This window comes from Yersinia proxima (assembly GCF_902170785.1).
GTDB classification, from domain to species: domain Bacteria; phylum Pseudomonadota; class Gammaproteobacteria; order Enterobacterales; family Enterobacteriaceae; genus Yersinia; species Yersinia proxima.
Window position 1 is genome coordinate 98,967 of sequence record NZ_CABHYG010000022.1, and the last position, 25,224, is coordinate 124,190.

Below are 25,224 nucleotides of genomic sequence, written 5' to 3' on the forward strand. Positions count from 1 at the left end.
GGCATTCCAACATAGATAAATAAGTAAAATGTGGCATAGTGCGGTATTAACTTAATATTTGGAGAGATGACTCCGATGAAACGCCCAGACTACCGTACGCTACAAGCGCTGGACGCGGTGATCCGTGAACGCGGTTTTGAACGCGCTGCACAAAAACTTTGCATCACCCAATCGGCGGTATCTCAACGCATTAAGCAGTTAGAGAATCTGTTCGGTCAACCACTGTTGGTGCGCACTGTGCCCCCCCGTCCAACTGAGCAAGGGCAGAAACTGCTCGCCTTGCTGCATCAGGTCGAATTGCTGGAAGAAGAGTGGCTTGGCAATGATAACGGCGGCGATACACCGCTGCTGCTGTCATTGGCGGTCAACGCCGACAGCCTGGCAACCTGGCTCCTGCCGGCGTTAAAACCGGTGTTGGCAGACTCCCCTATTCGGCTGAATTTACAAGTCGAAGATGAAACCCGAACTCAAGAACGGTTACGCCGTGGCGAAGTGGTGGGTGCGGTCAGTATCCAGCCGCAACCATTGCCAAGCTGCCTGGTCGATCAACTCGGCGCACTGGATTACCTGTTTGTTGCTTCAAAACCCTTTGCAGAACGTTATTTCCCCAATGGCGTGACCCGCTCGGCATTGCTGAAAGCACCTGCGGTAGCCTTTGACCATTTGGATGATATGCATCAGGCGTTTTTACAGCAGAATTTCGATTTGTCACCGGGCAGCGTGCCCTGTCATATCGTTAACTCGTCAGAAGCGTTTGTACAGTTGGCAAGACAAGGCACTACCTGCTGTATGATCCCGCATCTGCAGATTGAAAAAGAGTTGGCATCCGGTGAATTGATTAATCTGACGCCGGGATTATTGCAACGGCGAATGCTGTTCTGGCATCGATTCGCGCCAGAAAGCCGGACAATGAGAAAGGTGACTGACGCCCTGTTATCTTACGGGCGTCAGGTATTACGGCAAGACTAGCTTATTTGGCGGCAGGGGCTGGCGTGTTAGAACTGGTTTTCAGTTCAAATACCACATCAACCTGATCATCGAAATGAATAGTCTGTTGTTCGTAAGTTTGGGCGGCATCAGTGGCTGGTGCAGCTTCAGCACTCTTGAACATACGCGCTACCGGCATTGGCTGGTAGTTAGCAACATGGTAACGGATGCTGTATACCGGCCCTAATTTCACCTTAAATCCATCAGCCAATGCACCTGCCTGGCTAATGGCATTTTCAATGGCTTTTTTACGTGCCTGTTCACGGTAAGTGTCCGGATTGGCGACACCCAACTCCACAGCACGAATCTCATTCAGACCCGATTTTAGCGCCCCATCCAGCAACTCATTCAACTTATCCAGTTGGCGCAGTGTCACCTGAACCTGGCGTACCGCACGGTAGCCCTTCAATACGGCTTCACCGGTTTTCTGGTAATCGTATTCAGGCTGAGTGCGAATATTGGCAGCATTGATATCTTTTTTCTCAATGCCACTCTTGCGCAGGAAATCAAAATATTGTGCAACGCGGGTATCTGCCTGTTTTTTGGCATCTGCGGCGTCTTTGGCAGATACACTCACTTCAATGGCAATAGTAGCGATATCCGGTGTTGCATCAACACTGGCGGTGCCGGAGGTAACAACATGCGGCCCTTCTGGCACTTCGGCGGCTTGAACTTGTAGCGCCAAAGGTAACGTCCCTAATCCCATCATCGCGGCCAAAGCCAATGTCTTCAACTTCACGGAAGCCTCCTAAGATAATCATAATAAAACTAAGACAACCGTAGCATATCTTACTAAATTAGGGATTCGGATTAATGATAAAAACTTACAGGTTCAATCCCTGTCGTGCTAACTGAAAAGCGATAAACCACATCACTCCCCCCACCAGCAAATTGATCACCCGCTGTGAAGCGGGACGATTAAGCCACGGCGATAGCCACGCCGCCAGCAATGCCAGAGCAAAAAACCAGGCAACTGAAGCGCTCACGGCACCAAAAGCAAACCAGGGCCGAACATCCGGTAATAACTGGCCTCCCAAGCTCCCCAGTACCACAAAAGTATCCAGATAGACATGCGGGTTAAGCCAGGTCACCGCCAATAATGTCACGATAATGCGCCAGCGCCCTTGTGCACCAGCAGCAACCGTAGAGGATGAACTATCGCCACGCCATGCGGCCATCAGCGCTCCCCAGCCATACCATAACAAAAATGCCACACCGCCCCAGGTGACCAGTGCCAGCAGCAGAGGAGAACGATTTAGTAAGGCGCTACCACCAAAAATACCGGCGCAAATCAAAATGATGTCACTGAGAGCGCACAATGATGCACTCATCAAATGATGCTGCCGCTTAATTCCCTGATTCATTACAAAAGCGTTTTGCGGCCCAAGGGGGAGGATCATGGCTGCACTCAGGGCAAAACCTTGCAAAAATACGGCTAACATACTGTTACCTTTTAAATAATGCTCAAAACTGATTGAGAGAATTGGAGAGGAATTAGCAGCATATTACGAGGATAAAATCATCAGAGGAAATTGATATTTCTTATCTACTATAAGAAAAACTAATAATTAATAAATTGAAGCTCGCGCGGGAGAAAAATAAATGAAAAAGAGAAAAACGGGCTAAAAATAGCCCGTATTAACTGTGTCGGTTGCTTATCCGATTTTATGCTGTCGGAGCAGATTCCGCTTTATCAACCTGATGCAAATGCACATCCATCTGTGGATACGGAATGCCAATTTTGTGGGCATCCAGTGCACGTTTGAAGTTTTCCATCAGATCCCAATACACTTCCATAGCATCGCCATTGGTGGTCCAGACACGCACGGTAAAGTTTAATGACGAGGCCGCCATCTCATTTAAACGTATCGTAACGCCTTGGTCATGTAGGATGCGTGAATCAGCCGCAATGATGTCACCCAACACTTTCTTCACCACATCAATGTCAGCATCATAGGCGACGCCAATGACCATATCAGTACGGCGGTTGGGTTCACGGGTAGTATTGATTATATTGTTGGCGATGATTTTACCATTCGGAACAACAATAATTTTGTCATCAACCGTCCGTAGCGTGGTTGAGAAAATCTGCACCTGTACCACAGTACCCGCCACACCGCCCAGATCGACGTACTCACCCGCTTTAAACGGGCGGAAGGCCACCAGCAGGACACCTGCGGCAAAGTTGGACAGAGAGCCTTGCAGCGCCAAACCAACGGCTAAACCGGCAGCACCGATGACCGCAATCACTGACGCGGTTTGCACCCCAAGACGCCCCAGAACCGCCACAATAGTAAAGGCCAGAATGCTGTAACGCGCCATTGCCGCAAGAAAATCTGCAACCGTGATATCAATACCACGTAACTTCATGACCCGGCCAAGCGTGCGTGATACTACTTTGGCAATGATTGAGCCGACAATCAGGATCAATAACGCTGCAACAAGATTCACCGCATACTGAATCAGTAACTCCTGATTATTCACCAACCAGGTACTCGCTTCATTGATTCCATCAACTACGTTTAATTCTTCCATTTAAACCACCCTACAAAAAAGCCCCCACAGGGGAGATTACGCAAAAATAACCGCCATTGTTAACCACTATGGTAGCCATGCCTGTTTAGGGTAACCAACAATAGGATATGTTGCCAATTTTGATAGCCGGTGAACGGATGCGGATAGATAGCCCACTATCAGTTCACCGTTACATCCATGCCGTCAGCGCTATAAACGAAAAAAGGCCCCGCAGGGCCTTTTCGAACAGTCAAAATGAGACTGAATTACAGTACGTCTACAGCGTTCAGTTCTTTGAATGCCAGTTCCAGACGAGTAATCATTGAAGTCTGAGCGGCACGCAACCATACGCGTGGATCGTAGTATTTCTTGTTCGGCTTATCAGCGCCTTCTGGATTACCCAGTTGGCCTTGCAGATAACCTTCGTTCTTTTTGTAGTAGTTCAGAATACCTTCCCATGTTGCCCATTGGGTATCAGTGTCGATATTCATTTTCACTACGCCGTAGCTAACTGCTTCTTTGATTTCAGCAGCAGTTGAACCTGAACCACCGTGGAACACGAAGTTCAGGCTGTTGTGCGGCAGATTGTGTTTCTTAGAAACATAATCCTGAGAATCACGCAGAATAGTTGGGGTCAGTTTCACGTTACCTGGTTTGTAAACACCGTGCACGTTACCGAAAGAGGCCGCGATAGTGAAACGCGGGCTGATTGCGTTCAATTTTTCGTACGCGTAATCAACATCTTGTGGCTGAGTGTACAGAGAAGAAGCGTCCATGTGGCTGTTGTCTACGCCATCTTCTTCACCACCGGTGCAACCCAGTTCGATTTCCAGCGTCATACCCAGTTTTGACATACGAGTCAGGTACTTGCTACAAATTTCGATGTTTTCTTCCAGGGACTCTTCGGACAGGTCGATCATGTGAGAAGAGAACAGTGGTTTGCCGGTTGCCGCGAAGTGTTTTTCGCCCGCATCCAACAGGCCGTCTAACCACGGCAGCAATTTCTTGGCGCAATGGTCGGTATGCAGAATAACTGGAACACCGTAGTGTTCAGCCATCTGATGCACATGGTGCGCACCAGAGATAGCGCCCAAGATTGCAGCACCTTGTGGCACGTCAGTCTTCACGCCTTTACCTGCGATAAATGCTGCACCACCGTTAGAGAACTGAACGATAACTGGCGCACCCACTTTGGCCGCTGTTTCCAGCACTGCGTTGATAGAGTCGGTGCCTACACAGTTAACCGCTGGCAGAGCAAATTTGTTTTCTTTTGCTACTGCGAACACTTTCTGAACGTCATCACCTGTGATGACACCTGGTTTTACGAAATCAAAAATTTTAGACATGTAAGTTGTCCTGTTTCGTCGACTGAAGATAGCAGCTATCCGAGAGGATAGGCCCTAAATGTAAATCGGTTTTCGCCAGCCTAAAGCTCGCAGCTTCATTGGCTAAAAGCGAAACGGGCGGCTCTCGCCCCCCGTTATGTAAATTACTGCTTAGCGCGCTCTTCCAGCATCACAACTGCTGGCAGTTTTTTCCCTTCTACGAACTCAAGGAAAGCACCGCCGCCGGTGGAGATGTAGGAGATTTGGTCAGCAATACCAAACAGATCGATTGCTGCCAGAGTGTCACCACCGCCCGCGATTGAGAATGCTTCACTCTCTGCGATGGCGCGAGCCACGATTTCGGTCCCTTTACGGAAGTTAGGGAACTCGAACACACCAACCGGGCCATTCCACAGAATGGTTTTGGCGTTTTTCAGGATCTCAGCCAGACGCTCCGCAGATTCGTCGCCCAAGTCCAGAATTTGTTCGTCATCTTTGATTTGGTTAGCTGGTTTCAGCGTTGCAGTTGCAGTTTCAGAGAACTCGGTTGCAACACGCACATCAGTAGGTACTGGGATATCACAAGTTTCCAGCAGACGTTTTGCTTCTGGAATCAGGTCTGCTTCATACAGAGATTTACCTACATTGTTACCTTGAGCAGCAACGAAGGTATTGGCGATGCCGCCACCAACAATCAGTTGGTCTGCAATTTTAGACAGAGCACCCAATACAGTCAGTTTGGTTGAAACTTTAGAACCACCGACAATAGCAACCATTGGACGCGCTGGGTTACCCAGTGCTTTGCCCAAGGCTTCCAGTTCTGCTGACAACAGCGGGCCAGCACACGCGATAGGGGCAAATTTACCCACGCCGTGAGTAGAAGCCTGTGCGCGGTGAGCAGTACCAAAAGCGTCCATCACATACACATCACACAGTGCGGCATATTTTTTGGCCAGAGTTTCGTCGTCTTTCTTTTCGCCTTTGTTAAAGCGAACGTTTTCCAGAACAACCAACTCGCCAGCTGCAATTTCAACGCCGTCCAGATAATCTTTCGCCAAACGTACCGGAGCAGACAATTTGTCTTTCAGGTAGTTAACGACTGGCAGCAAGGAGAACTCTTCGTTGTACTCGCCTTCGGTCGGACGACCCAGGTGAGAGGTAACCATTACTTTAGCGCCTTGCTTCAATGCCGTTTCAATTGTCGGCAGAGATGCACGGATACGCGCATCAGAAGTCACTTTGCCATCTTTTACCGGAACATTGAGGTCCGCACGGATCAGCACGCGTTTGCCAGCCAGATCCAGATCGGTCATCTTAATTACAGACATGGTGAATCCTCTTGTTGATTCTCTTTAAAGTTGCATAAGCTGCACATCAACGTTGATATAACCGCAATAAAACACGGAAAAACAATACGTTAGCATGCAATACTAGAAACCACTTCTGGCCATCGCCAATGTTGTATCCAACATTCTATTGGCGAAACCCCATTCGTTATCGCACCATACCAACGTCTTAATCAGGTGCTGCCCGCTAACCCGCGTCTGGGTGCAATCGACAATCGCACTGTGCGGATCATGGTTAAAATCGGTCGACACCAATGGTAATTCCGTATAGTCAACTATACCACGAAATGAACCTCTTGCTGCCTTTTGCAAAAGCTGGTTAACCTCGGCTACACCAACTGGGCTTGTAACACTGACGCTTAAATCGATAGCGGTGACGTTGATCGTTGGCACTCGTACCGAGATAGCTTCAAACCTGTCGCAAAACTTCGGAAAAATACGGGTAATCCCTGCCGCCAGTTTGGTATCTACCGGGATAATGGACTGGCTTGCTGCTCGGGTACGGCGTAAATCCTGGTGATAAGCATCAATAACAGGCTGATCATTCATTGATGAATGAATGGTGGTGACAGTGCCGGATTCGATGCCAAAAGCCACATCCAACAACTGAATAATAGGAATAATACAGTTCGTAGTACAGGAGGCGTTGGAAACAATTCGATGATCCGCCTGTAAGTCCTGATGGTTAACCCCATAAACCACTGTAGCGTCCAAATCATGTCCACCGGGATGGGCAAACAGTACCTTTTTGGCACCGGAGGTTAAATGCGCCTCGCCATCGGCACGGCTACCATAAACACCGCTACAATCCAGAACGACATCAATTCCTAATTCACCCCAGGGTAACTGCCCTATTTCTGACTGATGTATCAGCCGGATAACATCGTCCCCGACGTATAATTTGTCACATTCCTGACGAACATCCCAGGCAAAGCGGCCATGGCTGGAGTCATACTTCAACAGATGGGCCATCCCTTCCGCATTAGCCAACTCATTAATTGCAACGACTGAAATCTCTGCCCGACGGCCTGATTCATACAATGCGCGTAAAACGCTACGGCCAATACGGCCAAAGCCATTTATCGCTATACGGATTGTCATGTTACTCCCTGTTTCTGGTTATTATCATGCAACCCCATAGCGTACTTCAGCGCCCCCTAAGATGTTAATCGTCTTATCACAATTCAGCCAGAATACTCCTGGCTTTTTCCTCAGCGAAATCGGCTGAAATGGAAAACGAATCATGACTGAAACGCTTCAGCCAGAATAAACCAAACTAATCATAAAAGGAATATCTGCCTGATAAAGGGCACAATTCATCCATCAATTGGCGAAAAAAAAGACCGCCAAAGCGGTCTTTTAACAGGTACATTACCGAGATTCCTATCACCATTTACAGTGATTCATCGCATTGGTAACGTCATGCTGTTTGAGTAAAAACTATTTCAACAACGCCTGAGCTTTAGCCACCACGTTTTCGACGGTGAAACCAAACTCTTTGAACAGTAATTCAGCTGGCGCAGATTCACCAAAGCTGTGCATCCCCACCACTGCGCCATTCAGACCGACGTATTTGTACCAGTAATCAGCAATACCCGCTTCAACAGCAACGCGCGCGCTAACCGCTGATGGCAATACAGATTCACGGTAAGCCGCATCTTGTTTGTCGAATGCATCAGTCGATGGCATAGACACAACACGCACTTTACGGCCAGCAGCAGTCAGTTGGTCAGCAGCAGCAACCGCCAATTCAACTTCAGAACCGGTGGCAATAAAGATCAGTTCAGGCTGACCAGCACAATCTTTCAGCACATATGCGCCTTTAGAGATATTGGCTAACTGCTCAGCAGTACGTGGCTGTTGTGCCAGGTTCTGACGAGAGAAAATAAGTGCGCTTGGGCCGTCTTTACGTTCCAGCGCATATTGCCACGCTACCGCAGACTCAACCTGGTCACATGGGCGCCAGGTGCTCATGTTTGGTGTCACACGCAAACTTGCCATCTGCTCAACTGGCTGATGGGTTGGGCCATCCTCACCCAGACCGATAGAGTCATGGGTGTAAACAAAGATGCTGCGGATTTTCATCAGCGCAGCCATACGCACTGCATTACGGGCATATTCCACAAACATCAGGAAAGTTGCGCCGTAAGGGATGAAACCACCGTGCAGAGCAATACCATTCATGATGGCCGACATACCAAATTCACGCACACCGTAGTGAATGTAGTTACCCGCCTGGTCATCGCTCAGAGATTTAGAGCCAGACCAGATAGTCAGGTTACTTGGTGCCAGATCGGCGGAGCCACCGAGGAATTCAGGCAACACTTTACCGAAGGCTTCCAGCGCATTTTGTGATGCTTTACGGCTGGCGATTTTGGCAGGATTAGCTTGTAACTCTTCGATGAATTTCTTGGATTCAGTCGCCCAGTTAGCTGGCAGCTCACCGCTCACACGACGTTTGAATTCAGCAGCCAATTCCGGATACGCTTTAGCGTAAGCGGCGAACTTCTCATTCCAGGCAGCTTCTTTTGCCTTACCCGCTTCTTTAGCATCCCACGCGGCATAGATATCCTGTGGAATTTCGAATGCCGGGTATTTCCAACCCAATGCTTCACGGGTAGCGGCAACTTCATCAGCACCTAATGGTGCGCCATGTGAATCATGGGTGCCGGCTTTCTTCGGTGAACCAAAACCGATAATGGTTTTGCACATCAGTAATGATGGTTTGTCGGTAACTTTGTGGGCTTCTTCGATGGCCGCTTTGATGGAATCAGCGTTATGACCATCAACACCACGAACTACATGCCAACCGTAAGCCTCGAAACGAGCAGCGGTGTCATCGGTGAACCAGCCTTCAACATGGCCATCGATAGAGATACCGTTGTCATCATAGAATGCGGTCAATTTGCCCAGCTTCATTGTACCAGCCAGTGAGCAAACTTCGTGAGAGATGCCTTCCATCATACAACCATCACCCATAAAGGCATAAGTATGGTGATTGACGATGTCATGGCCTGGGCGGTTAAACTGCGCACCCAGTGTGCGTTCTGCAATGGCAAAACCCACTGCGTTGGCAATACCCTGACCCAATGGGCCAGTAGTAGTCTCTACGCCAGCGGTATAACCATATTCAGGGTGACCTGGCGTTTTAGAGTGTAACTGACGGAAGTTTTTCAGTTCTTCCATTGGCAGATCATAACCAGTGAGATGCAGCAGGCTATAGATCAACATGGAGCCGTGACCATTCGACAAGACGAAACGGTCGCGGTCAGCCCAGTGTGGATTAGTTGGATTATGGTTCAGGTAATCACGCCACAGTACTTCGGCAATATCTGCCATGCCCATAGGGGCGCCGGGGTGGCCGGAATTCGCTTTTTGCACTGCGTCCATGCTTAATGCGCGGATCGCGTTGGCAAGCTCTTTACGAGAGGACATGTTTTACTCCAGGTCGGATTAAAAAAAGCGTTCAAGGTTACCATTTTCTCAGACTCAGCATTGAAACGGCAATCACTAAAACCAAATGAGCTATAACTTCCATATTTATAACCAATGGAATCTGCTGATTTTCAGAATAAAGCTATAGTACTCACGCTGACAGAGCATTAACCTCCACTACCCATTGTCAGTCATAGTGCGCAAGAGTAGTGGAAGTCGCGCTGGCGCAATAGCTATTAATGCAATTGCTGTAATGTAGCAATAAATACCACATAACCACAGGAAGAAAGTGTTATGAAAATTCGTACCTCAATGATTGCACTGAGCCTGACAGCATTACTTAGCGGCTGCCAAAATATGAATACGGATGGTTTGATGCAGTCCGGTGCTCAGGCCTTTCAGGCAGCAACCCTGAGTGATGCTGATGTCAAAAACCTCAGTGAGAAATCATGTGCGGAAATGGATCAAAAGGCCCAAATAGCCTCTGCTGATAGCAATTATGGCAAACGTCTGGCTAAAATCTCGGCCGCATTGGGTGATAACATCAATGGTACGCCAGCTAACTATAAAGTTTACGTCACTAAAGATGTGAATGCCTGGGCGATGGCAAATGGTTGTATCCGTGTTTACAGCGGTCTGATGGACATGATGACCGACAATGAAGTGGAGGGCGTGCTCGGCCATGAAATGGGCCATGTGGCATTAGGCCATACTCGTAAAGCCATGCAAGTGGCTTATGGCACTACCGCTCTACGCACTGCGGCGGCATCCGCTGGTGGCATTGCCGGGCAACTGTCGCAGTCTCAATTGGCCGATATTGGCGAGAAACTGGTGAATGCCCAATTCTCACAAAAACAAGAAAGCGAAGCGGATGATTACTCATTCGATCTGCTGAAAAAACGCGGTATCGATCCAAACGGTTTAGTCACCAGCTTTGAAAAACTGGCAACCATGGAAGCTGGTCGTTCCAGCAGTATGTTTGACGATCATCCATCGTCACAGGCCCGCGCCGACCATATCCGCCAGCGCATTGCTGCCGAAAAGTAAGAGTTACACCCAATAAACACAAACGCCCCGCTGCAGGGGCGTTAGTCCTATAATTCATGTGTGAAAGCGATTACTCGCTATCTCCAGTTATATTAATTTCAATTTGATCGCCATTGACTCGCACAGGATAGGTGTTCAGATCGCGATCCCCTGGCTCACGTAAGCATTGCCCGGTTCGAATATCAAACAGTGCGCCATGCAATGGGCACTCGATGGTTGAGTCGTCAACAATACCCTGGCTTAACAAAGCATAAGCGTGAGGGCAGATGTCTTCCATCGCGAAATATTCCCCCTCCACCAGATAGATACCAATTCTTTTACCCTCAGCCTGAGCGGAAAAAGGAAAGTCCGGTTTGACGTAATTGACCTTACAAACTGTTAACCACCCCATTTAAGCGCCTCCACCAACACAGCATAATAAAATTGCTTATATCAGTGTGGTTGAGATTGAGCTAATCGCCAGTAAGGGGTAATAAACAAAAAGGGCAAACCTGAGTTTGCCCTTAAAATGATATTAATCAGTCGCTAATACTTATTCATCTTCGAGATAAGTATAACCGTATAGACCGGTTTCAAACTCTTCCATAAATTGAGCTTGTAACTCGGCATCCAGATCGGTTTCTTTCACTTGTTTGGAGAACTGTTGCAGCAATTTCTTCGGATTCAACTGCACATATTCCAGCATATCTGCAACCGTGTCGCCTTCATCTGTCTGCTCGACCTCTACCGCGCCGTCAGGGAAGACAAATACATCGACTGCCGAGGTATCGCCGAACAAATTGTGCATATTGCCCAGAATTTCCTGATAGGCACCGACCATAAAGAAGCCCAGCAGCGGTGGGTTTTCTGCATCATATGGCGGCATCGGCATGGTGGTAGCCACCCCATCGCCATCGATATAATGATCGATAGTCCCATCCGAATCACAGGTAATATCCAACAACACCGCACGGCGCTCTGGTGGCTTATCCAATCCTTCCAATGGCAAAACTGGGAAAAGTTGATCGATACCCCATGCATCCGGCATTGACTGGAACAGCGAGAAATTCACATATAGCTTATCAGCCATACGTTCTTGCAGCTCATCGATGATTGGTCGGTGCGCACGGTTGCTCGGATCCAACTGCTTTTGGATCTCATTACAAATGCTTAGATACAGCTCTTCAGCCCATGCGCGCTGTGTCAATTCCAACATACCGTGAGCGTATTGAGTATGCACATCATGCAAATCCATCTGGCTGTCGTGCAGCCATTCGCGTAGAGAACGGCGATTTTCTGGCTCTTGCATTTCCTGCCAGGTTTCCCACAAACTTTCCAGTGCGCGTGGCGCGTCAGCTGCTGGCGGTTGTGGCTGTGACTCATTGAACTCATTACGTTCCACGCCAATAACATTGGAAACCAGCACGGTATGATGTGCGGTAACTGCACGGCCCGACTCGGTAATCACAGTTGGGTGCGGCAAACCATGTTCATTACAAGCATCACCAATTCCCCAGATAACGTTATTGGCATATTCATTCAGGCCATAGTTAACGGAGCAATCTGATTGGGAACGCGTCCCTTCGTAATCCACACCTAAGCCACCGCCAACATCGAAACACTGAATATTGACACCCAGTTTGTGTAGTTCCACATAGAAACGGGCCGATTCACGCACACCTGTGGCGATGTCACGGATATTGGACAACTGAGAGCCTAAATGGAAATGCAGCAATTGCAGGCTGTCCAGACGACCGGCTTCACGTAGCATATCAACCAACTGCAACACCTGAGTCGCAGACAAACCGAATTTGGATTTCTCACCACCGCTCGCCTGCCATTTGCCGGAGCCTTGTGATGCCAAACGCGCACGGACACCTAAGCGCGGGACGACGTTCAGGCGTTCGGCTTCTTCCAGCACCATTTTGATTTCTGACATCTTTTCGATGACCAGATAAACCTTATGGCCCAATTTTTCGCCGATTAATGCCAAGCGGATATATTCACGGTCTTTATAGCCATTACAAACGATGACTGAGCGAGTCATACCGGCATGTGCCAGAACCGCCATCATTTCAGCTTTAGAACCGGCTTCCAGCCCTAATGGCTCACCGGAATTAACCAGTGACTCAATAACCCGGCGATGCTGATTAACTTTAATCGGATAAACCAGGAAGTAATCGCCTTCATAACCAAACGACTCGCGTGCACGTTTAAATGCACTATTAATTGAGCGCAGACGATGCTGTAAAATTTGTGGGAAACAGAATAATGCAGGCAGGCGCTGTCCCTTATCACGCTGCATTTCTTTGACCAATACAGCCAGATCGACACGTGCCTCACGATTATCCGGATCAGGGCAAACACTGATATGACCGAGTTCATTGACGTCATAATAGTTGCCACCCCAGTAGGCGACGTTATACGTGCTCAGCATCTTACTGGCATTACAATCATTCATGGCAACCTCCTGCATGGAGCGTAAAGAAACATGTGCGCCCGCAGCTGACGGACGGCCAATCAAGTTATCATCAGACATAATTCGCCTCTATTGCGATACTGACGATAAAGTCAGCCACTATCGCAGCTACAACCTGCAAGGACAACCCGCGTGAATGCCAAATCGGCAGAATATTACGCTGGAAAGCGCGATCCACGAGCGGTTTATCACTCAGCTATTCATTACCCCAAACAGGGTAAAACACGGTTAAATGTAAAATACGTTTGACTGTAAATACGTATTGAAATTTTGTGAATCGGATTAGCCGCAAAGTCCTCAAGCTAGCCAGGCTCAGTGCTTCAGGCGGTAATTAACCGGCCCGCGAATCCTGCGTCGCACCCATGTGGGTGTAACATCGCCTTGATGGTGTACAAGAAAGGAAGGTTGCAAGGGGGGATTGAACGTCAGAACGACGCAGCTGTTGATATGCAGCAACCAGTAGACAACGGATCATTAATCCAACCACCTCCACGCATGCCGCTCATGATGAACGGACAAGACTCAATATAATAGACATAGGTAACAGTACGATGACACTGCCATTTTAGTGATTATCGCAACGATGCGCTCATAAGATAAAGTGCCACTGCTAAGTGCAAAACACTAAAAATCTAGCAATGAGCTAATGCCATCTTCTGCCATCTTCATCATTGCGTATCAAATAAGCTGCGCGCGCAGTTTATACCTATAACAGGAGCAAAATGCAAAATGAAAATGGTCTGCATGCCCTAAATAATTAGAGTGGTAAGAAAGCGGCAAGCGAGATAATCCCGGCGAGTTTACTGTCGTAAGTGATTCGGATTATTGAGTGTAGCCAACGCACATGCAGCTTGAAGTATGGCGGGCATAACTGTATCAAGCGGTAAATAAATCAAGTAACAACCGAAGTAAGAAATATCTTGATGCAAAAAGGGCTGGCATTAATGGCAAAAGCTAACCTAAAATAGACGTCCAGATGTTAATACATCCATCCATTTTAATTGCTAGAATGTCTGTGTCGTTATAATAGTTATGACAGACTTCTAAAGGGATAGACTGCTAAAGGCTTTGCCTAAAGGGGCGTTGTAAAGCGCAATGCAACAAAAAGCCCATTCAAACAGCGGCTTTGGTTGCTTGACTTCAATGCTATGCAGTGACATTTCACTTGTATTCAAGGTAAAGAAAACAAATGGCTAAACACCTATTTACGTCGGAATCGGTTTCCGAAGGACATCCTGACAAAGTTGCCGATCAGATTTCTGATGCCGTACTTGACGCAATTCTTGAACAAGATCCAAAAGCACGTGTTGCCTGCGAGACCTATGTCAAAACGGGTATGGTATTAGTTGGCGGTGAAGTCACCACTAACGCGTGGGTAGATATCGAAGAGATCACCCGTCGTACTGTGCGCGAAATCGGTTATGTTAATTCTGAGATGGGTTTTGACGCTAACTCTTGTGCCGTTTTGAGCGCAATTGGTAAACAGTCTCCTGATATCAACCAAGGTGTTGACCGTGCTGACCCACTGGAGCAAGGCGCAGGTGACCAAGGTTTAATGTTCGGTTACGCCACCAACGAAACCAGTGTTTTGATGCCAGCGCCAATTACTTATGCTCACCGTTTGGTCGAGCGTCAGGCTGCTGTACGTAAAAATGGCACTTTGCCGTGGCTACGCCCAGATGCAAAAAGCCAGATTACTTTCCAATATGATGACGGCAAAATTGTTGGCATTGATGCAGTAGTTCTGTCAACTCAGCATTCAGATGATATTAGCCTGACAAATTTACAAGAAGCGGTGATGGAAGAGATCATCAAGCCGGTTCTGCCTGCCGAGTGGCTCACCAAAGAGACCAAATATCACATCAACCCAACCGGCCGTTTTGTTATCGGTGGCCCAATGGGGGACTGTGGTCTGACTGGCCGTAAAATTATCGTTGATACCTACGGCGGCATGGCACGTCATGGTGGCGGCGCATTCTCGGGTAAAGATCCATCCAAAGTGGACCGCTCTGCTGCCTATGCTGCTCGCTATGTGGCAAAAAATATCGTCGCGGCTGGTCTGGCTGATCGTTGCGAAATTCAAGTTTCTTACGCCATCGGTGTTGCTGAACCGACTTCCATCATGGTTGAAACCTTTGGCACCGGTAAGATCGCTGAAGATAAATTGGTCGCTCTGGTGCGTGAGTTCTTCGAGCTGCGCCCTTATGGCCTGATCCAGATGTTGGACCTGTTGCACCCGATCTATCGCAAAACCGCCGCTTATGGTCACTTTGGTCGCGAAGAATTCCCTTGGGAAAAAACCGACAAAGCCGCCTTATTGCGTGATGCTGCTGGCCTGAAATAAGTTTCACGCAGCCCATTCTCAATAGCAAAAACCCCGCCAGTCGGGGTTTTTTTATGTTTGATTGTTATGACTGCCGATAATGCTCAATCACGCTGAATATGGCCATTCCTGCCACCATCGCGGCGGCAAAGATAATACCTTTGTTCATCCCGGCGCCCAGTAGCACCAACGCCGGACCTGGGCATATCCCTGCCAGCCCCCAGCCAATACCAAATAACATGCTGCCACCTATTAAACGGCGATCAATACGGGTGGGTGTGGGTAATTGGAGAGGTTGCCCAAGCAAGCTGGTTTGACGTTTTTTAGACCAACCAAAACCAAGAGCCGCCACCAGCACTGCAGCGGCCATCACCAGCGCCAGCGATGGGTCCCACAAACCACCAATATCCAAAAAACCAAGCACCTTCGCTGGATTCGCCATACCTGCGACTATCAACCCCAGACCAAAAACCAGCCCGGCAAGCAATGAGAAAAGTAAATTCATATTCCCTTCCTGACGTCTAAGCAAATAGATGGCGAACAAGCCACACGGTTGCAAAACCGGTAAGCATAAAGCTCAGTGTCGCCAGCAATGAACGCAGTGAGAAACGCGCTAAGCCACAGACACCATGTCCGCTGGTGCAACCGGCACCGTAGCGAGTTCCGATCCCGACCAATAACCCGGCCACGATCAGAACCGGCAAATCAGCATCAATCTGGATCACCGGCAGAACCGTAAAAAGTGAATAAATGCCGGGGACCATAATCAAACCGAGGAGGAAAGTAACGCGCCAGGAAATATTCCCCGCCTTTGGCGGCAATAATCCGCCTAAAATACCGCTAATACCGGCAATACGGCCATTACAAAGCCATAAAATTGTCACGGCAATGCCCAATAGCGCGCCGCCCGCCAGAGCACTGAAAGGAGTGAAATTAGCCCAATCGATAGTCATGCGCCCTCCTTCTCTTGTGGGCAATAAAGCTGATACAGCACCTCAAGCAGTGCCAATACTTTACTATCAGCGATCGAATAAAATATGCGTTTCCCTTCTCGGCGGGTGTTCACCAGCCCATCACTACGCAGTACAGCAAGTTGTTGCGAGAGTGTCGGTTGGTGAATACCCAGAGCCTCTTCCAGTTCGCCGACTGCCTTTTCTCCCTGACTCAGTTGGCACAGCAACAACAACCGATCTTCATTTGCTAATATTCTCAGCACATCACAAGCCTGCCCTGCCGCATATCTCATCAGATCCATGCTGATGGTTTTATCGTTATTCATATGTATCTCTAATACTTCCGTTTTATTATATATTTTTATATTATATATATTTGCATAATGATCAATTGAAAATTGTCCGACCTACTGGCTTGCATCTGGCTATCTGCCGTTTTATTCTTCCGCTATATGAGTTCACTAAGAATCCCCATCGCGCTACAGCAAGCGGTTATGCGCTGTTTGCGTCATAAATTACAGCTGGCAAATCAGCATCTTGGCACCGATTATCCGGAGCCGAAAATTAACTATCATCAACGTGGCACCAGCGCGGGCAGTGCTTATCTACAATCCTTCGAAATTCGCCTCAATCCAGTATTATTACTGGAAAATCAACAGTCTTTTATTGATGAAGTTGTGCCTCACGAATTAGCCCATTTGCTGGTTTATCGCCAATTTGGTCGCGTTCCTCCGCATGGTAAAGAGTGGCGCTGGATGATGGAACATGTGCTGCAAGTCCCAGCCAGCCGTACGCATCAATTTGAAGTCACTTCGGTGCGCAGTAAGACTTTTAATTATCAGTGCAAATGTCAGCAACACGCCTTAACGATTCGCCGCCACAATAAAGTACAGCGCGGTGAGAGCGAATACCGCTGCCGTCAATGTGGTGAAAAACTGCAATTTGTCGCGAAAAAACCTATTAAAGATTAACGTTACTTGTTATAAAACAGCGAGTTAACTTGCCATCCATAGCTATTATCTATAACCTGCCTGTTTTTCATCATCGGGCTGTTTTGAGATATGTTACGCAAACTTCTATTCCTGCTGGTTTTATCCTCTTCACTACTTCCGCTCTCTGGTTACAGTCAAAGCATCAATAACTTTTCTCAAGCCAAAGCCGTTGCTGCGAAAATTAATCAGGATGCACCCGGCAGCTTTTATTGTGGTTGCAAAATTGACTGGCAAGGTAAAAAAGGGGTTCCAGATCTGAAAAGTTGCGGCTATCAACCGCGGAAAAATGCTCAACGCGCCGCACGGATTGAGTGGGAACATGTCGTCCCAGCCTGGCAATTTGGCCACCAGCGCCAGTGCTGGCAGCAAGGCGGACGCAAAAATTGCACCAAAGATCCGGTTTATCGCCAAATAGAAACAGACCTGCATAATCTGCAACCCGCTATTGGCGAAGTGAATGGTGACCGCAATAACTTCATGTATTCCCAGTGGAATGGCGATAATGGTCAATATGGTCAGTGCGAGATGAAAGTCGACTTCAAAAATAAGCTGGCTGAACCCCCTGCGCGCTCACGTGGTGCAATTGCCCGCACCTACTTTTATATGCGCGACCAATACCAACTGCGGCTTTCCAGCCAACAAAGCAAGCTGTTCGAGGTGTGGAATAGTCAATATCCGGTGACAAATTGGGAATGTGTGCGTGATGAACGGGTGGCAAAAGCACAAGGGAATCATAACCCTTATGTACAACGCGCTTGCCAGCAGCAAAAAGGCTAATCTAGTATACTGGTCAAAGTTTTCGTTTCAGGGCTCAAACAACTCATGCGCATACCTCGCATTTATCACCCGCAGCCTTTGCAGGCAAATACCGAATTGGCGCTCAGTGATGAAGCAGCCAATCATGTCGGCCGCGTGCTACGGATGACTGAAGGCCAAAATCTGCAATTATTTGATGGCAGTAATCAGGTTTTTGCAGCTGAAATTATCCGGGTGGATAAAAAAAACCTGATTGTCCGGTTGGCTGAAGGGCAGTTGGAAGACCGTGAATCCCCCTTAAATCTACATTTGGGCCAGGTCATTTCCCGTGGGGAAAAGATGGAGTTTACGGTTCAGAAATCCATTGAACTGGGTGTCGATGTGATTACTCCGCTGTTTTCCGAGCGCTGCGGCGTTAAGCTGGATGGCGAACGTCTGGCAAAGAAAATTCAGCAGTGGCAGAAAATTGCCATTGCGGCCTGCGAGCAATGTGGGCGCAATAAGATCCCGGAGATCCGCGAAGCAATGCAGCTATCTGAATGGTGTGCAGAGCAAGATGACAGCCTTAAGTTGAATCTGCATCCGCGTGCCAGCAACAGCATTAACACCCTCCCCTCGTCACTCAACAAAGTACGTCTGTTGATTGGCCCGGAAGGCGGCCTTTCTGCTGATGAAATTGCCATGACCTCACGCCTTGGATTTACTGATATCCTGCTAGGGCCGCGAGTGCTGCGTACCGAAACTACCGCTCTTACCGCAATCACTGCTTTGCAGGTGCGGTTTGGCGATCTGGGATAAAATTCGTTCCCGTTAGGAGAGAAGAATGATCAAGCTCGGCATCGTAATGGACCCAATCTCGTCCATCAATATCAAGAAAGACTCCAGCTTCGCTATGCTGTTAGAAGCACAAAGCCGTGGTTGGGAACTGCATTATATGGAGATGGGTGATCTTTACCTGCGAGGTGGTGATGGCCGTGCCCATACCCGCCTGCTGAGTGTAAAACAGGATAAAGACGACTGGTTCAGTTTTGGTACAGAGCAAGACATCCCACTGCATGATCTTGATGTCATTCTGATGCGTAAAGATCCGCCGTTTGATACTGAGTTCATCTACGCCACTTATATTCTGGAACGTGCGGAAGATAAAGGCACGCTGGTGGTGAATAAACCACAGAGCCTACGCGACTGTAACGAAAAGCTGTTTACTGCGTGGTTCCCTGAATTAACGCCAGATACACTGGTCAGCCGTAGCAAAGACCACATCCGCAAGTTCCATCAGGAACATGGCGATATCATTCTAAAACCTCTGGATGGTATGGGCGGCACCTCAATATTCCGTGTGAAACAGGATGACCCTAACCTGTCAGTTATTATTGAAACGCTGACCGAGTTGGGCAGCCGATTCTGCATGGCGCAAAACTTCCTGCCCGCGATTAAAGAAGGTGATAAACGCGTGTTGGTGGTGGATGGCGAACCGGTGCCTTACTGCCTGGCACGTATTCCGGCGCAAGGTGAAACTCGCGGCAACTTGGCAGCCGGTGGCCGTGGCGAAGCCCGCCCACTGAGTGAAAGTGATTGGAAAATTGCCCGCGCTGTTGCACCGGTACTGAAGCAAAAAGGCTTAATTTTTGTCGGTCTGGATATCATCGGCGATCGCCTGACTGAAATTAATGTCACCAGCCCGACCTGCATACGCGAAATTGAAGCCGCTTTCCCGGATGTATCAATTACCGGCATGCTGATGGATGCAATCGAAGTGCGGTTAGCAAATAAATAACCCAAAATGACTTGAGCGCTGCTTGCTGCGGCCTCATAGAAGTAAGGCCCAGGGATGGGCCGAGTCATGAACACAGCTAACAACCCTGCAGCTTCAAGGACGAAGGGGAGCCGTGACTTTATTCGCATTTATCCGCATACTGACAAGAGTTTATCCCTTAACTCAGCGAATCCTCTATATAACATAATGAATTTACAGCATCATTTTCTTATAGCTATGCCTTCACTTCAGGACCCACACTTTACGCGCTCGGTTATCTATATCTGTGAGCATAACAAAGAGGGTGCCATGGGTTTGGTGATTAACAAGCCGATGGAACAGTTCACTGTCGAAACTGTACTGAAAAAACTAAAAATCAGCCCAACGCCACGAGATCCCGCCATTCGACTGGATAAAGCGGTATTGGCGGGTGGCCCGCTGGCAGAAGATCGCGGGTTTATCCTGCATTCGCCACAGGAAGGTTTTGGCTCCAGTATTCCTATTTCACCAGATACCATGATAACGACCTCTAAAGATGTGCTGGAGACGTTAGGAACACCGGAACAGCCGAAAAACTTGTTGGTAGCCCTGGGATATGCGGGTTGGCAGCAGGGGCAGTTAGAACAAGAACTGCTGGATAATGCCTGGCTGACCATTGAAGCAGACACGCATATCCTGTTTAACACCCCGATTGCTGAGCGCTGGCAAGCTGCGGCCAATAAGCTGGGTATCAATATCTTTAATATCGCTCCGCAAGCAGGACACGCCTGATGGCTAATCGCACGATTGTCGCCTTTGATTTTGGTACTAAAAGTATCGGCGTCGCTATTGGTCAGGAAGTCACTGGCACCGCCCGCGCGCTAACCTCTTTTAAAGCTCAGGACGGCACACCGGACTGGCAGAAAGTTGAAAAATTGCTGAAAGAGTGGCAACCAGATTTAGTCGTCGTTGGGCTACCACTGAATATGGATGGCACCGAGCAGCCGCTAACGGCGCGCGCTCGCAGGTTTGCCAACCGCCTGCATGGCCGTTTTGGTGTACAGATTGCCTTACAGGATGAACGCCTCAGTACTGTCGAGGCTCGCGCTAATTTGTTTGATAGTGGCGGCTATCGCGCGCTGGACAAAGGCAGTGTCGACGCCGCCTCTGCGGTAATCATTCTGGAAAGTTGGTTTGATGAGCAAGCGGGCTAAGTCCGCTGCGTTTGGCTTCTGCAAACAACTTCCTACGTTCTGTTTCACAATCCTACCCGGTATTCCCTGCATGAATGGCACCCATGCCCGCACAATTGTATACTGGATGGATGCCAATCAGCGGCTCAAAATATTGCACACCCTTCACGGGTGTTTTTTACATTTATTGAGGTTTTCTCATGACAAAAGTAACTGTTGCTGCGACTCAAATGGCCTGTTCCTGGGACCTGCCTAAGAACATTGAAAATGCCGAGAAACTGGTACGTCAGGCTCATGCCAAGGGTGCACAAATCATCCTGATTCAGGAGCTGTTTGCCGCACCTTATTTCTGCATTGATCAAAGCCCTGAGCACTATGCACTGGCCCAAGAGCTGGACAATAGTCCACTTATCCAACATTTTTCCAAGCTGGCAGCCGAGCTGGAAGTGGTATTGCCATTGAGTTTCTTTGAGAAAGCCAACAATGCCTATTACAACTCACTGGTGATGATTGATGCTGATGGCTCCGTGATGGATGTGTACCGCAAAACTCACATTCCTAATGGCCCGGCTTATCAGGAAAAACAATTCTTTATCCCAGGCGATACCGGCTTTAAAGTCTGGCAGACCCGCTATGCCAAAGTCGGCGTCGGTATCTGTTGGGATCAGTGGTTCCCAGAAACTGCCCGTAGTCTGGCATTACTGGGGGCAGAAATCATTTTCTACCCAACCGCTATTGGGTCTGAGCCTGCTTATCCTGACATCGATAGCCAGCCGCACTGGACTCGTGTTCAGCAAGGCCATGCAGCCGCGAACCTGGTGCCAGTGATTGCTTCTAACCGCATTGGTACTGAGAAAAGTAAATATATCGATGGTTTGGAAATGACCTTCTACGGTTCTTCATTTATTGCAGACCAAACCGGCGCTCTGCTGGCTCAGGCCAACAAAACCGACGAAGCGGTGTTGGTTCACCAGTTCGATTTGCAGGAAATCGCTGCTCAGCGCGCGTCATGGGGCTTATTCCGCGATCGCCGTCCAGAAATGTATCAGGTACTTGCCACTTCTGACGGCAAAACCCGGAGATAATGTATGTCTGTTAAAGACCCCGTGTTACAAAGCACTGCGTCACAAGCCCTGCCGGGTACTCCGCAGCAGGATGGTTTCTTTATGCCAGCCGAATGGGCCAAGCAAGATGCCGTCTGGATGTTATGGCCATATCGTCAGGATAACTGGCGCGGTAAGGGTATTCCCGCTCAGCAGACGTTTGCCAAAGTAGCGGAAGCCATCAGCCGGACAACTCCAGTATTTATGGGGGTTCCCGCCGAGTTTATGTCGCAGGCCAAAGCAACCCTACCGGCCAGTGTCACACTGGTAGAAATGGCAAGCGATGATGCCTGGATGCGTGATACTGGCCCGACTATGGTCATCAATGGTGCTGGCGAACGCCGCGCGGTTGACTGGCAGTTCAATGCCTGGGGCGGTCTTAACGGCGGTCTGTATGCCAATTGGCAGCAAGATGAGAAAATTGCCGTTCAAGTGAGTGACTTCTTGAATAATGCCCATTACAGCGCACCATTAGTGCTGGAAGGTGGCTCTATTCATACCGATGGTGAAGGCACTTTACTGACTACCGCAGAGTGTTTGTTGAACCCTAACCGCAACCCGCACTTGAACCAGGCACAGATTGAACAGTTGCTACGTGAATACCTTGGTGTCTCACATTTCATCTGGTTACAAGACGGCGTTTATAACGATGAGACCGATGGCCACATCGACAATATGTGCTGTTTTGTCCGCCCTGGTGAAGTCGCTCTGCATTGGACTGACGATCAGCATGATCCGCAATACGCGCGTTCTGTTGCCGCTTTTGAAGTTTTATCCAATGCCGTCGATGCCAAAGGCCGTAAGCTAAAAATCTGGAAGCTGCCCGCACCAGGCCCACTGTATAACACCGAAGCTGAAACTTTCGATGTGCTATCCAGCGATGCCGTGCCACGCACCGCCGGTGAGCGGTTAGCCGGGTCTTACGTCAACTTCTTGATCAGCAACCAACAGATTATTTATCCGCTGTTGGATAGCCGCACTGATGGGCTGGCGCATGATCTGTTGCAGCAGATATTCCCTGGCTATGCGATTGTTGGCGTCCCTGCTCGCGAGATCCTCTTAGGGGGCGGTAATATTCATTGTATTACCCAGCAAATCCCAGCAGCCTAGTTTACCCTTCGTACCTGGAGCCGCAGCGGTGTTAGCGGCTCTATATCCATTGACGACTAACACACTTCATTGACTAACATGACGCTCAGCCAATACGCCCTGTTTTTGTCGCTGCGCTATTCCCTGCTCAAAAGTTTGCATTCCCCATTTTCCACCGCTCTGTATCACCGAGGGTAGCTGGTAGGTTTTACCTTCACGAATCAAATGGCTAGCTGCCGTGGTTTGCGTCAATATCTCAAATACGGCGATACGCCCACCACCCACTTTATGACACAATTTTTGTGCGATAACTGCGCGCAGACTGGCTGCTAATTGCGCCTGAATTACCGTTTTTTCTGCCACAGGAAAAACATCCACCAGCCGATCGATGGTTTGAGTCGCGGTGCGAGTGTGTAATGTCGCTAATACCAAGTGCCCGGTTTCAGCGGCAGTCAGTGCTAAACGAATCGTCTCTTGATCCCGTAACTCCCCCAATAAAATAATATCGGGGTCCTGGCGCAATGCACCAGTTAGCGCGCTACTGAAAGAATGAATATGACGGCCTAACTCCCGCTGCTGGATCAAACATGATTGGCTGCTATGAATAAACTCGATCGGATCTTCCAGTGTAATGATATGACGTGCCTGCTTTTGATTCATCGCACTGATCATCGCGCTCAATGTGGTAGATTTCCCACTGCCTGTCGCCCCGGTAACCAGAATCAAACCATTATCTTGTTCGATTATCCGACTAATAATACCTGGAGCATCTAATTCATCTAATGAGGGATTAGTTGCAGAAATCACACGAAAAGCTATCGATTTCCCCTGCTGTTGCTGAAAAACATTCGCCCGTAGCCGCTGTCCGGCACTCGTGGTACAAGCACAATCTACCTGCCCATTTTGCTGTAACTGGCGTTGTTGTACCTCACTCAAGAAATATTGGCTTAAGCCGTTAAGCCAACTGGCATTGACGCGTGGCCAGTGAGTAAAGGTTTTCAGTTCACCATCAATGCGCAATACCGGATGATAACCGGTACAAAGGTGCAGATCCGATGCATTATGATTTACACTATCCGCCACCTTATTAGCAAAATCCTGTTCGTTGAAGCCACCATCGGCATGTTCAGGTTTTTCCAACTCAATGTATTTGGTGGAAACACCATTAAATTCAGGGTTATCCGAGTCTGTGTTTTTATCATCCAGACAGGTGAAATCCATATCAAACTCCTGGGTCCATATGAGCACAATTGAGCAGAATCTACAGGATGTCAGAGCGAAAATCGCAGCCGCTACACGCAACTGCGGGCGCTCTCCAGAAGAAGTGACATTGCTTGCAGTCAGTAAAACCAAGCCTGTGAGCGCTATCGAAGAAGCCATCGCCGCTGGGCAATACGCTTTTGGCGAAAACTATGTGCAAGAAGGGGTGGATAAAATTCACTATTTTGCAGAAAGCGCCCATGCCTCCCAGCTTGAATGGCACTTTATCGGCCCGCTGCAATCCAATAAAAGCAGATTAGTTGCAGAGAATTTTGCCTGGTGCCATACCGTCGATAGGCTCAAGATTGCACAGCGCCTAAGTGCTCAACGCCCGCCAGAAATGCCAGCACTGAATATCCTCATTCAGGTCAATATCAGTGATGAGCAGAGTAAGTCCGGTATTGCACTGGCGGAGCTGCCCGCTTTGGCGGCCAGTATCAGTGAACTGCCTCATCTGTATTTACGTGGGCTGATGGCTATTCCAGCACCTGAAACAGATTATCAACGGCAACTGGCGGTATTTGAGCAAATGAATCAGGCCTTCTTGACTTTAAAAGCCAGCTACCCTCAGATGGATACGCTTTCCATGGGGATGACGGATGATATGGTCGCAGCTATTGCGGCTGGTAGTACTTTGGTGCGCATTGGTACCGCGATTTTTGGCTCCCGCGCTTAAATACCTAAAACCATTGGTTTAGGAGAACTGAT

Annotated in this window: 26 protein-coding genes; 12 read left to right on the top strand and 14 right to left on the bottom strand. The window is 48.6% G+C overall.

The window, feature by feature from the left end:
* The first annotated feature begins 75 nt into the window (after positions 1-75).
* The gene (locus tag FTB31_RS20530) at positions 76-969 is read left to right on the top strand and encodes a LysR family transcriptional regulator ArgP (protein WP_005163344.1); all 894 of its coding nucleotides are present in this window, start codon (positions 76-78) and stop codon (positions 967-969) included.
* 1 nt (position 970) lies between these two features.
* Here FTB31_RS20530 and FTB31_RS20535 read toward each other — a convergent pair whose 3' ends face one another.
* The 7 genes from FTB31_RS20535 to tkt all read right to left on the bottom strand — a co-directional run bounded on the left by FTB31_RS20535 (position 971) and on the right by tkt (position 9,607).
* A complete protein-coding gene (locus FTB31_RS20535) occupies positions 971-1,726 on the bottom strand; it encodes an oxidative stress defense protein (protein WP_077175312.1) in 756 nt (251 codons plus the stop codon).
* A gap of 85 nt (positions 1,727-1,811) precedes the next feature.
* Positions 1,812-2,429 (bottom strand): arginine exporter ArgO, encoded by a 618-nt coding sequence (argO, locus tag FTB31_RS20540; RefSeq protein WP_077175311.1) that lies wholly within the window; start codon positions 2,427-2,429, stop codon positions 1,812-1,814.
* Positions 2,430-2,652: 223 nt separating this feature from the next.
* Positions 2,653-3,522 carry a small-conductance mechanosensitive channel MscS gene (gene mscS / locus FTB31_RS20545; protein ID WP_077175310.1) on the bottom strand — a complete coding sequence of 290 codons (870 nt, stop codon included), beginning with the start codon at positions 3,520-3,522 and terminating at the stop codon, positions 2,653-2,655.
* A 245-nt stretch (positions 3,523-3,767) separates the two neighbouring features.
* A complete protein-coding gene (gene fbaA / locus FTB31_RS20550) occupies positions 3,768-4,847 on the bottom strand; it encodes a class II fructose-bisphosphate aldolase (protein ID WP_050078928.1) in 1,080 nt (359 codons plus the stop codon).
* A 143-nt stretch (positions 4,848-4,990) separates the two neighbouring features.
* Positions 4,991-6,154 carry a phosphoglycerate kinase gene (gene pgk, locus FTB31_RS20555; protein WP_050078927.1) on the bottom strand — a complete coding sequence of 388 codons (1,164 nt, stop codon included), beginning with the start codon at positions 6,152-6,154 and terminating at the stop codon, positions 4,991-4,993.
* 102 nt (positions 6,155-6,256) lie between these two features.
* Positions 6,257-7,273, bottom strand: a complete 1,017-nt coding sequence (epd, locus tag FTB31_RS20560) for an erythrose-4-phosphate dehydrogenase (RefSeq protein WP_050078926.1) — start codon at positions 7,271-7,273, stop codon at positions 6,257-6,259.
* A gap of 339 nt (positions 7,274-7,612) precedes the next feature.
* Positions 7,613-9,607 carry a transketolase gene (gene tkt, locus FTB31_RS20565; protein ID WP_050078925.1) on the bottom strand — a complete coding sequence of 665 codons (1,995 nt, stop codon included), beginning with the start codon at positions 9,605-9,607 and terminating at the stop codon, positions 7,613-7,615.
* Positions 9,608-9,901: 294 nt separating this feature from the next.
* On the opposite strand from tkt, the gene loiP reads away from it, so the two are divergent.
* Positions 9,902-10,654, top strand: coding sequence for a metalloprotease LoiP (gene loiP / locus FTB31_RS20570; protein ID WP_077295748.1), 753 nt, complete (start codon positions 9,902-9,904; stop codon positions 10,652-10,654).
* Positions 10,655-10,724: 70 nt separating this feature from the next.
* On the opposite strand, the gene FTB31_RS20575 is transcribed toward loiP, so the two are convergent.
* From FTB31_RS20575 to FTB31_RS21655, 3 genes are all read right to left on the bottom strand, one after another.
* Entirely contained in the window at positions 10,725-11,045 is a 321-nt protein-coding gene (locus tag FTB31_RS20575) for a non-heme iron oxygenase ferredoxin subunit (protein ID WP_050078923.1), read from the bottom strand.
* A gap of 141 nt (positions 11,046-11,186) precedes the next feature.
* On the bottom strand, positions 11,187-13,172 hold the full coding sequence (speA, locus tag FTB31_RS20580; RefSeq protein ID WP_050078922.1) for a biosynthetic arginine decarboxylase: 1,986 nt from the start codon (positions 13,170-13,172) through the stop codon (positions 11,187-11,189).
* Positions 13,173-13,443: 271 nt separating this feature from the next.
* On the bottom strand, positions 13,444-13,587 hold the full coding sequence (locus FTB31_RS21655; RefSeq protein ID WP_431316341.1) for a hypothetical protein: 144 nt from the start codon (positions 13,585-13,587) through the stop codon (positions 13,444-13,446).
* Positions 13,588-14,301: 714 nt separating this feature from the next.
* On the opposite strand from FTB31_RS21655, the gene metK reads away from it, so the two are divergent.
* Positions 14,302-15,456: a methionine adenosyltransferase gene (gene metK, locus FTB31_RS20585; protein ID WP_227731738.1), complete on the top strand. Its 1,155-nt coding sequence runs from the start codon at positions 14,302-14,304 to the stop codon at positions 15,454-15,456.
* Between the two features lie 64 nt (positions 15,457-15,520).
* Here metK and FTB31_RS20590 read toward each other — a convergent pair whose 3' ends face one another.
* Genes FTB31_RS20590 through FTB31_RS20600 form a run of 3 tightly spaced genes read right to left on the bottom strand, consistent with a single transcriptional unit; the run spans position 15,521 to position 16,714 of the window.
* Entirely contained in the window at positions 15,521-15,940 is a 420-nt protein-coding gene (locus FTB31_RS20590) for a DUF6691 family protein (protein WP_050078920.1), read from the bottom strand.
* 16 nt (positions 15,941-15,956) lie between these two features.
* Entirely contained in the window at positions 15,957-16,388 is a 432-nt protein-coding gene (locus tag FTB31_RS20595) for a YeeE/YedE family protein (protein ID WP_077175308.1), read from the bottom strand.
* Positions 16,385-16,714: an ArsR/SmtB family transcription factor gene (locus tag FTB31_RS20600; RefSeq protein ID WP_050078918.1), complete on the bottom strand. Its 330-nt coding sequence runs from the start codon at positions 16,712-16,714 to the stop codon at positions 16,385-16,387. Before FTB31_RS20600 ends, FTB31_RS20595 begins: the two co-directional genes overlap by 4 nt.
* Positions 16,715-16,840: 126 nt before the next feature.
* Between FTB31_RS20600 and FTB31_RS20605 the strand changes: the two genes are divergently transcribed.
* From FTB31_RS20605 to aguA, 8 genes are all read left to right on the top strand, one after another.
* The gene (locus tag FTB31_RS20605; RefSeq protein WP_227719925.1) at positions 16,841-17,359 is read left to right on the top strand and encodes a SprT family zinc-dependent metalloprotease; all 519 of its coding nucleotides are present in this window, start codon (positions 16,841-16,843) and stop codon (positions 17,357-17,359) included.
* A 90-nt stretch (positions 17,360-17,449) separates the two neighbouring features.
* Entirely contained in the window at positions 17,450-18,157 is a 708-nt protein-coding gene (gene endA / locus FTB31_RS20610) for a deoxyribonuclease I (protein ID WP_077175306.1), read from the top strand.
* Between the two features lie 45 nt (positions 18,158-18,202).
* Entirely contained in the window at positions 18,203-18,934 is a 732-nt protein-coding gene (gene rsmE / locus FTB31_RS20615; RefSeq protein ID WP_077175305.1) for a 16S rRNA (uracil(1498)-N(3))-methyltransferase, read from the top strand.
* A 25-nt stretch (positions 18,935-18,959) separates the two neighbouring features.
* The gene (gshB, locus tag FTB31_RS20620; RefSeq protein WP_050078914.1) at positions 18,960-19,913 is read left to right on the top strand and encodes a glutathione synthase; all 954 of its coding nucleotides are present in this window, start codon (positions 18,960-18,962) and stop codon (positions 19,911-19,913) included.
* Positions 19,914-20,099: 186 nt separating this feature from the next.
* Positions 20,100-20,663: a YqgE/AlgH family protein gene (locus tag FTB31_RS20625; RefSeq protein WP_077295750.1), complete on the top strand. Its 564-nt coding sequence runs from the start codon at positions 20,100-20,102 to the stop codon at positions 20,661-20,663.
* A complete protein-coding gene (gene ruvX / locus FTB31_RS20630) occupies positions 20,663-21,085 on the top strand; it encodes a Holliday junction resolvase RuvX (protein ID WP_005157116.1) in 423 nt (140 codons plus the stop codon). Before FTB31_RS20625 ends, ruvX begins: the two co-directional genes overlap by 1 nt.
* 179 nt (positions 21,086-21,264) lie before the next feature.
* Positions 21,265-22,149, top strand: a complete 885-nt coding sequence (aguB, locus tag FTB31_RS20635) for an N-carbamoylputrescine amidase (RefSeq protein ID WP_077175304.1) — start codon at positions 21,265-21,267, stop codon at positions 22,147-22,149.
* A gap of 3 nt (positions 22,150-22,152) precedes the next feature.
* Positions 22,153-23,277, top strand: coding sequence for an agmatine deiminase (aguA, locus tag FTB31_RS20640; protein WP_077295754.1), 1,125 nt, complete (start codon positions 22,153-22,155; stop codon positions 23,275-23,277).
* Positions 23,278-23,343: 66 nt separating this feature from the next.
* Here aguA and FTB31_RS20645 read toward each other — a convergent pair whose 3' ends face one another.
* Positions 23,344-24,477: a type IV pilus twitching motility protein PilT gene (locus FTB31_RS20645; protein ID WP_227731739.1), complete on the bottom strand. Its 1,134-nt coding sequence runs from the start codon at positions 24,475-24,477 to the stop codon at positions 23,344-23,346.
* A gap of 19 nt (positions 24,478-24,496) precedes the next feature.
* On the opposite strand from FTB31_RS20645, the gene FTB31_RS20650 reads away from it, so the two are divergent.
* Positions 24,497-25,192 (top strand): YggS family pyridoxal phosphate-dependent enzyme, encoded by a 696-nt coding sequence (locus FTB31_RS20650; protein WP_050078910.1) that lies wholly within the window; start codon positions 24,497-24,499, stop codon positions 25,190-25,192.
* The last annotated feature ends 32 nt before the right edge of the window (positions 25,193-25,224 follow it).

Bases quoted from the DNA above. Each gene is read 5' to 3' on its own strand.
- FTB31_RS20530 (WP_005163344.1), top strand. From the start codon at position 76: ATGAAACGCCCAGACTACCGTACGCTACAAGCGCTGGACGCGGTGATC.
- argO (WP_077175311.1), bottom strand. From the start codon at position 2,429: ATGTTAGCCGTATTTTTGCAAGGTTTTGCCCTGAGTGCAGCCATGATC.
- mscS (WP_077175310.1), bottom strand. From the start codon at position 3,522: ATGGAAGAATTAAACGTAGTTGATGGAATCAATGAAGCGAGTACCTGG.
- fbaA (WP_050078928.1), bottom strand. From the start codon at position 4,847: ATGTCTAAAATTTTTGATTTCGTAAAACCAGGTGTCATCACAGGTGAT.
- pgk (WP_050078927.1), bottom strand. From the start codon at position 6,154: ATGTCTGTAATTAAGATGACCGATCTGGATCTGGCTGGCAAACGCGTG.
- epd (WP_050078926.1), bottom strand. From the start codon at position 7,273: ATGACAATCCGTATAGCGATAAATGGCTTTGGCCGTATTGGCCGTAGC.
- tkt (WP_050078925.1), bottom strand. From the start codon at position 9,607: ATGTCCTCTCGTAAAGAGCTTGCCAACGCGATCCGCGCATTAAGCATG.
- loiP (WP_077295748.1), top strand. From the start codon at position 9,902: ATGAAAATTCGTACCTCAATGATTGCACTGAGCCTGACAGCATTACTT.
- FTB31_RS20575 (WP_050078923.1), bottom strand. From the start codon at position 11,045: ATGGGGTGGTTAACAGTTTGTAAGGTCAATTACGTCAAACCGGACTTT.
- speA (WP_050078922.1), bottom strand. From the start codon at position 13,172: ATGTCTGATGATAACTTGATTGGCCGTCCGTCAGCTGCGGGCGCACAT.
- FTB31_RS21655 (WP_431316341.1), bottom strand. From the start codon at position 13,587: ATGATCCGTTGTCTACTGGTTGCTGCATATCAACAGCTGCGTCGTTCT.
- metK (WP_227731738.1), top strand. From the start codon at position 14,302: ATGGCTAAACACCTATTTACGTCGGAATCGGTTTCCGAAGGACATCCT.
- FTB31_RS20590 (WP_050078920.1), bottom strand. From the start codon at position 15,940: ATGAATTTACTTTTCTCATTGCTTGCCGGGCTGGTTTTTGGTCTGGGG.
- FTB31_RS20595 (WP_077175308.1), bottom strand. From the start codon at position 16,388: ATGACTATCGATTGGGCTAATTTCACTCCTTTCAGTGCTCTGGCGGGC.
- FTB31_RS20600 (WP_050078918.1), bottom strand. From the start codon at position 16,714: ATGAATAACGATAAAACCATCAGCATGGATCTGATGAGATATGCGGCA.
- FTB31_RS20605 (WP_227719925.1), top strand. From the start codon at position 16,841: ATGAGTTCACTAAGAATCCCCATCGCGCTACAGCAAGCGGTTATGCGC.
- endA (WP_077175306.1), top strand. From the start codon at position 17,450: ATGTTACGCAAACTTCTATTCCTGCTGGTTTTATCCTCTTCACTACTT.
- rsmE (WP_077175305.1), top strand. From the start codon at position 18,203: ATGCGCATACCTCGCATTTATCACCCGCAGCCTTTGCAGGCAAATACC.
- gshB (WP_050078914.1), top strand. From the start codon at position 18,960: ATGATCAAGCTCGGCATCGTAATGGACCCAATCTCGTCCATCAATATC.
- FTB31_RS20625 (WP_077295750.1), top strand. From the start codon at position 20,100: ATGAATTTACAGCATCATTTTCTTATAGCTATGCCTTCACTTCAGGAC.
- ruvX (WP_005157116.1), top strand. From the start codon at position 20,663: ATGGCTAATCGCACGATTGTCGCCTTTGATTTTGGTACTAAAAGTATC.
- aguB (WP_077175304.1), top strand. From the start codon at position 21,265: ATGACAAAAGTAACTGTTGCTGCGACTCAAATGGCCTGTTCCTGGGAC.
- aguA (WP_077295754.1), top strand. From the start codon at position 22,153: ATGTCTGTTAAAGACCCCGTGTTACAAAGCACTGCGTCACAAGCCCTG.
- FTB31_RS20645 (WP_227731739.1), bottom strand. From the start codon at position 24,477: ATGGATTTCACCTGTCTGGATGATAAAAACACAGACTCGGATAACCCT.
- FTB31_RS20650 (WP_050078910.1), top strand. From the start codon at position 24,497: ATGAGCACAATTGAGCAGAATCTACAGGATGTCAGAGCGAAAATCGCA.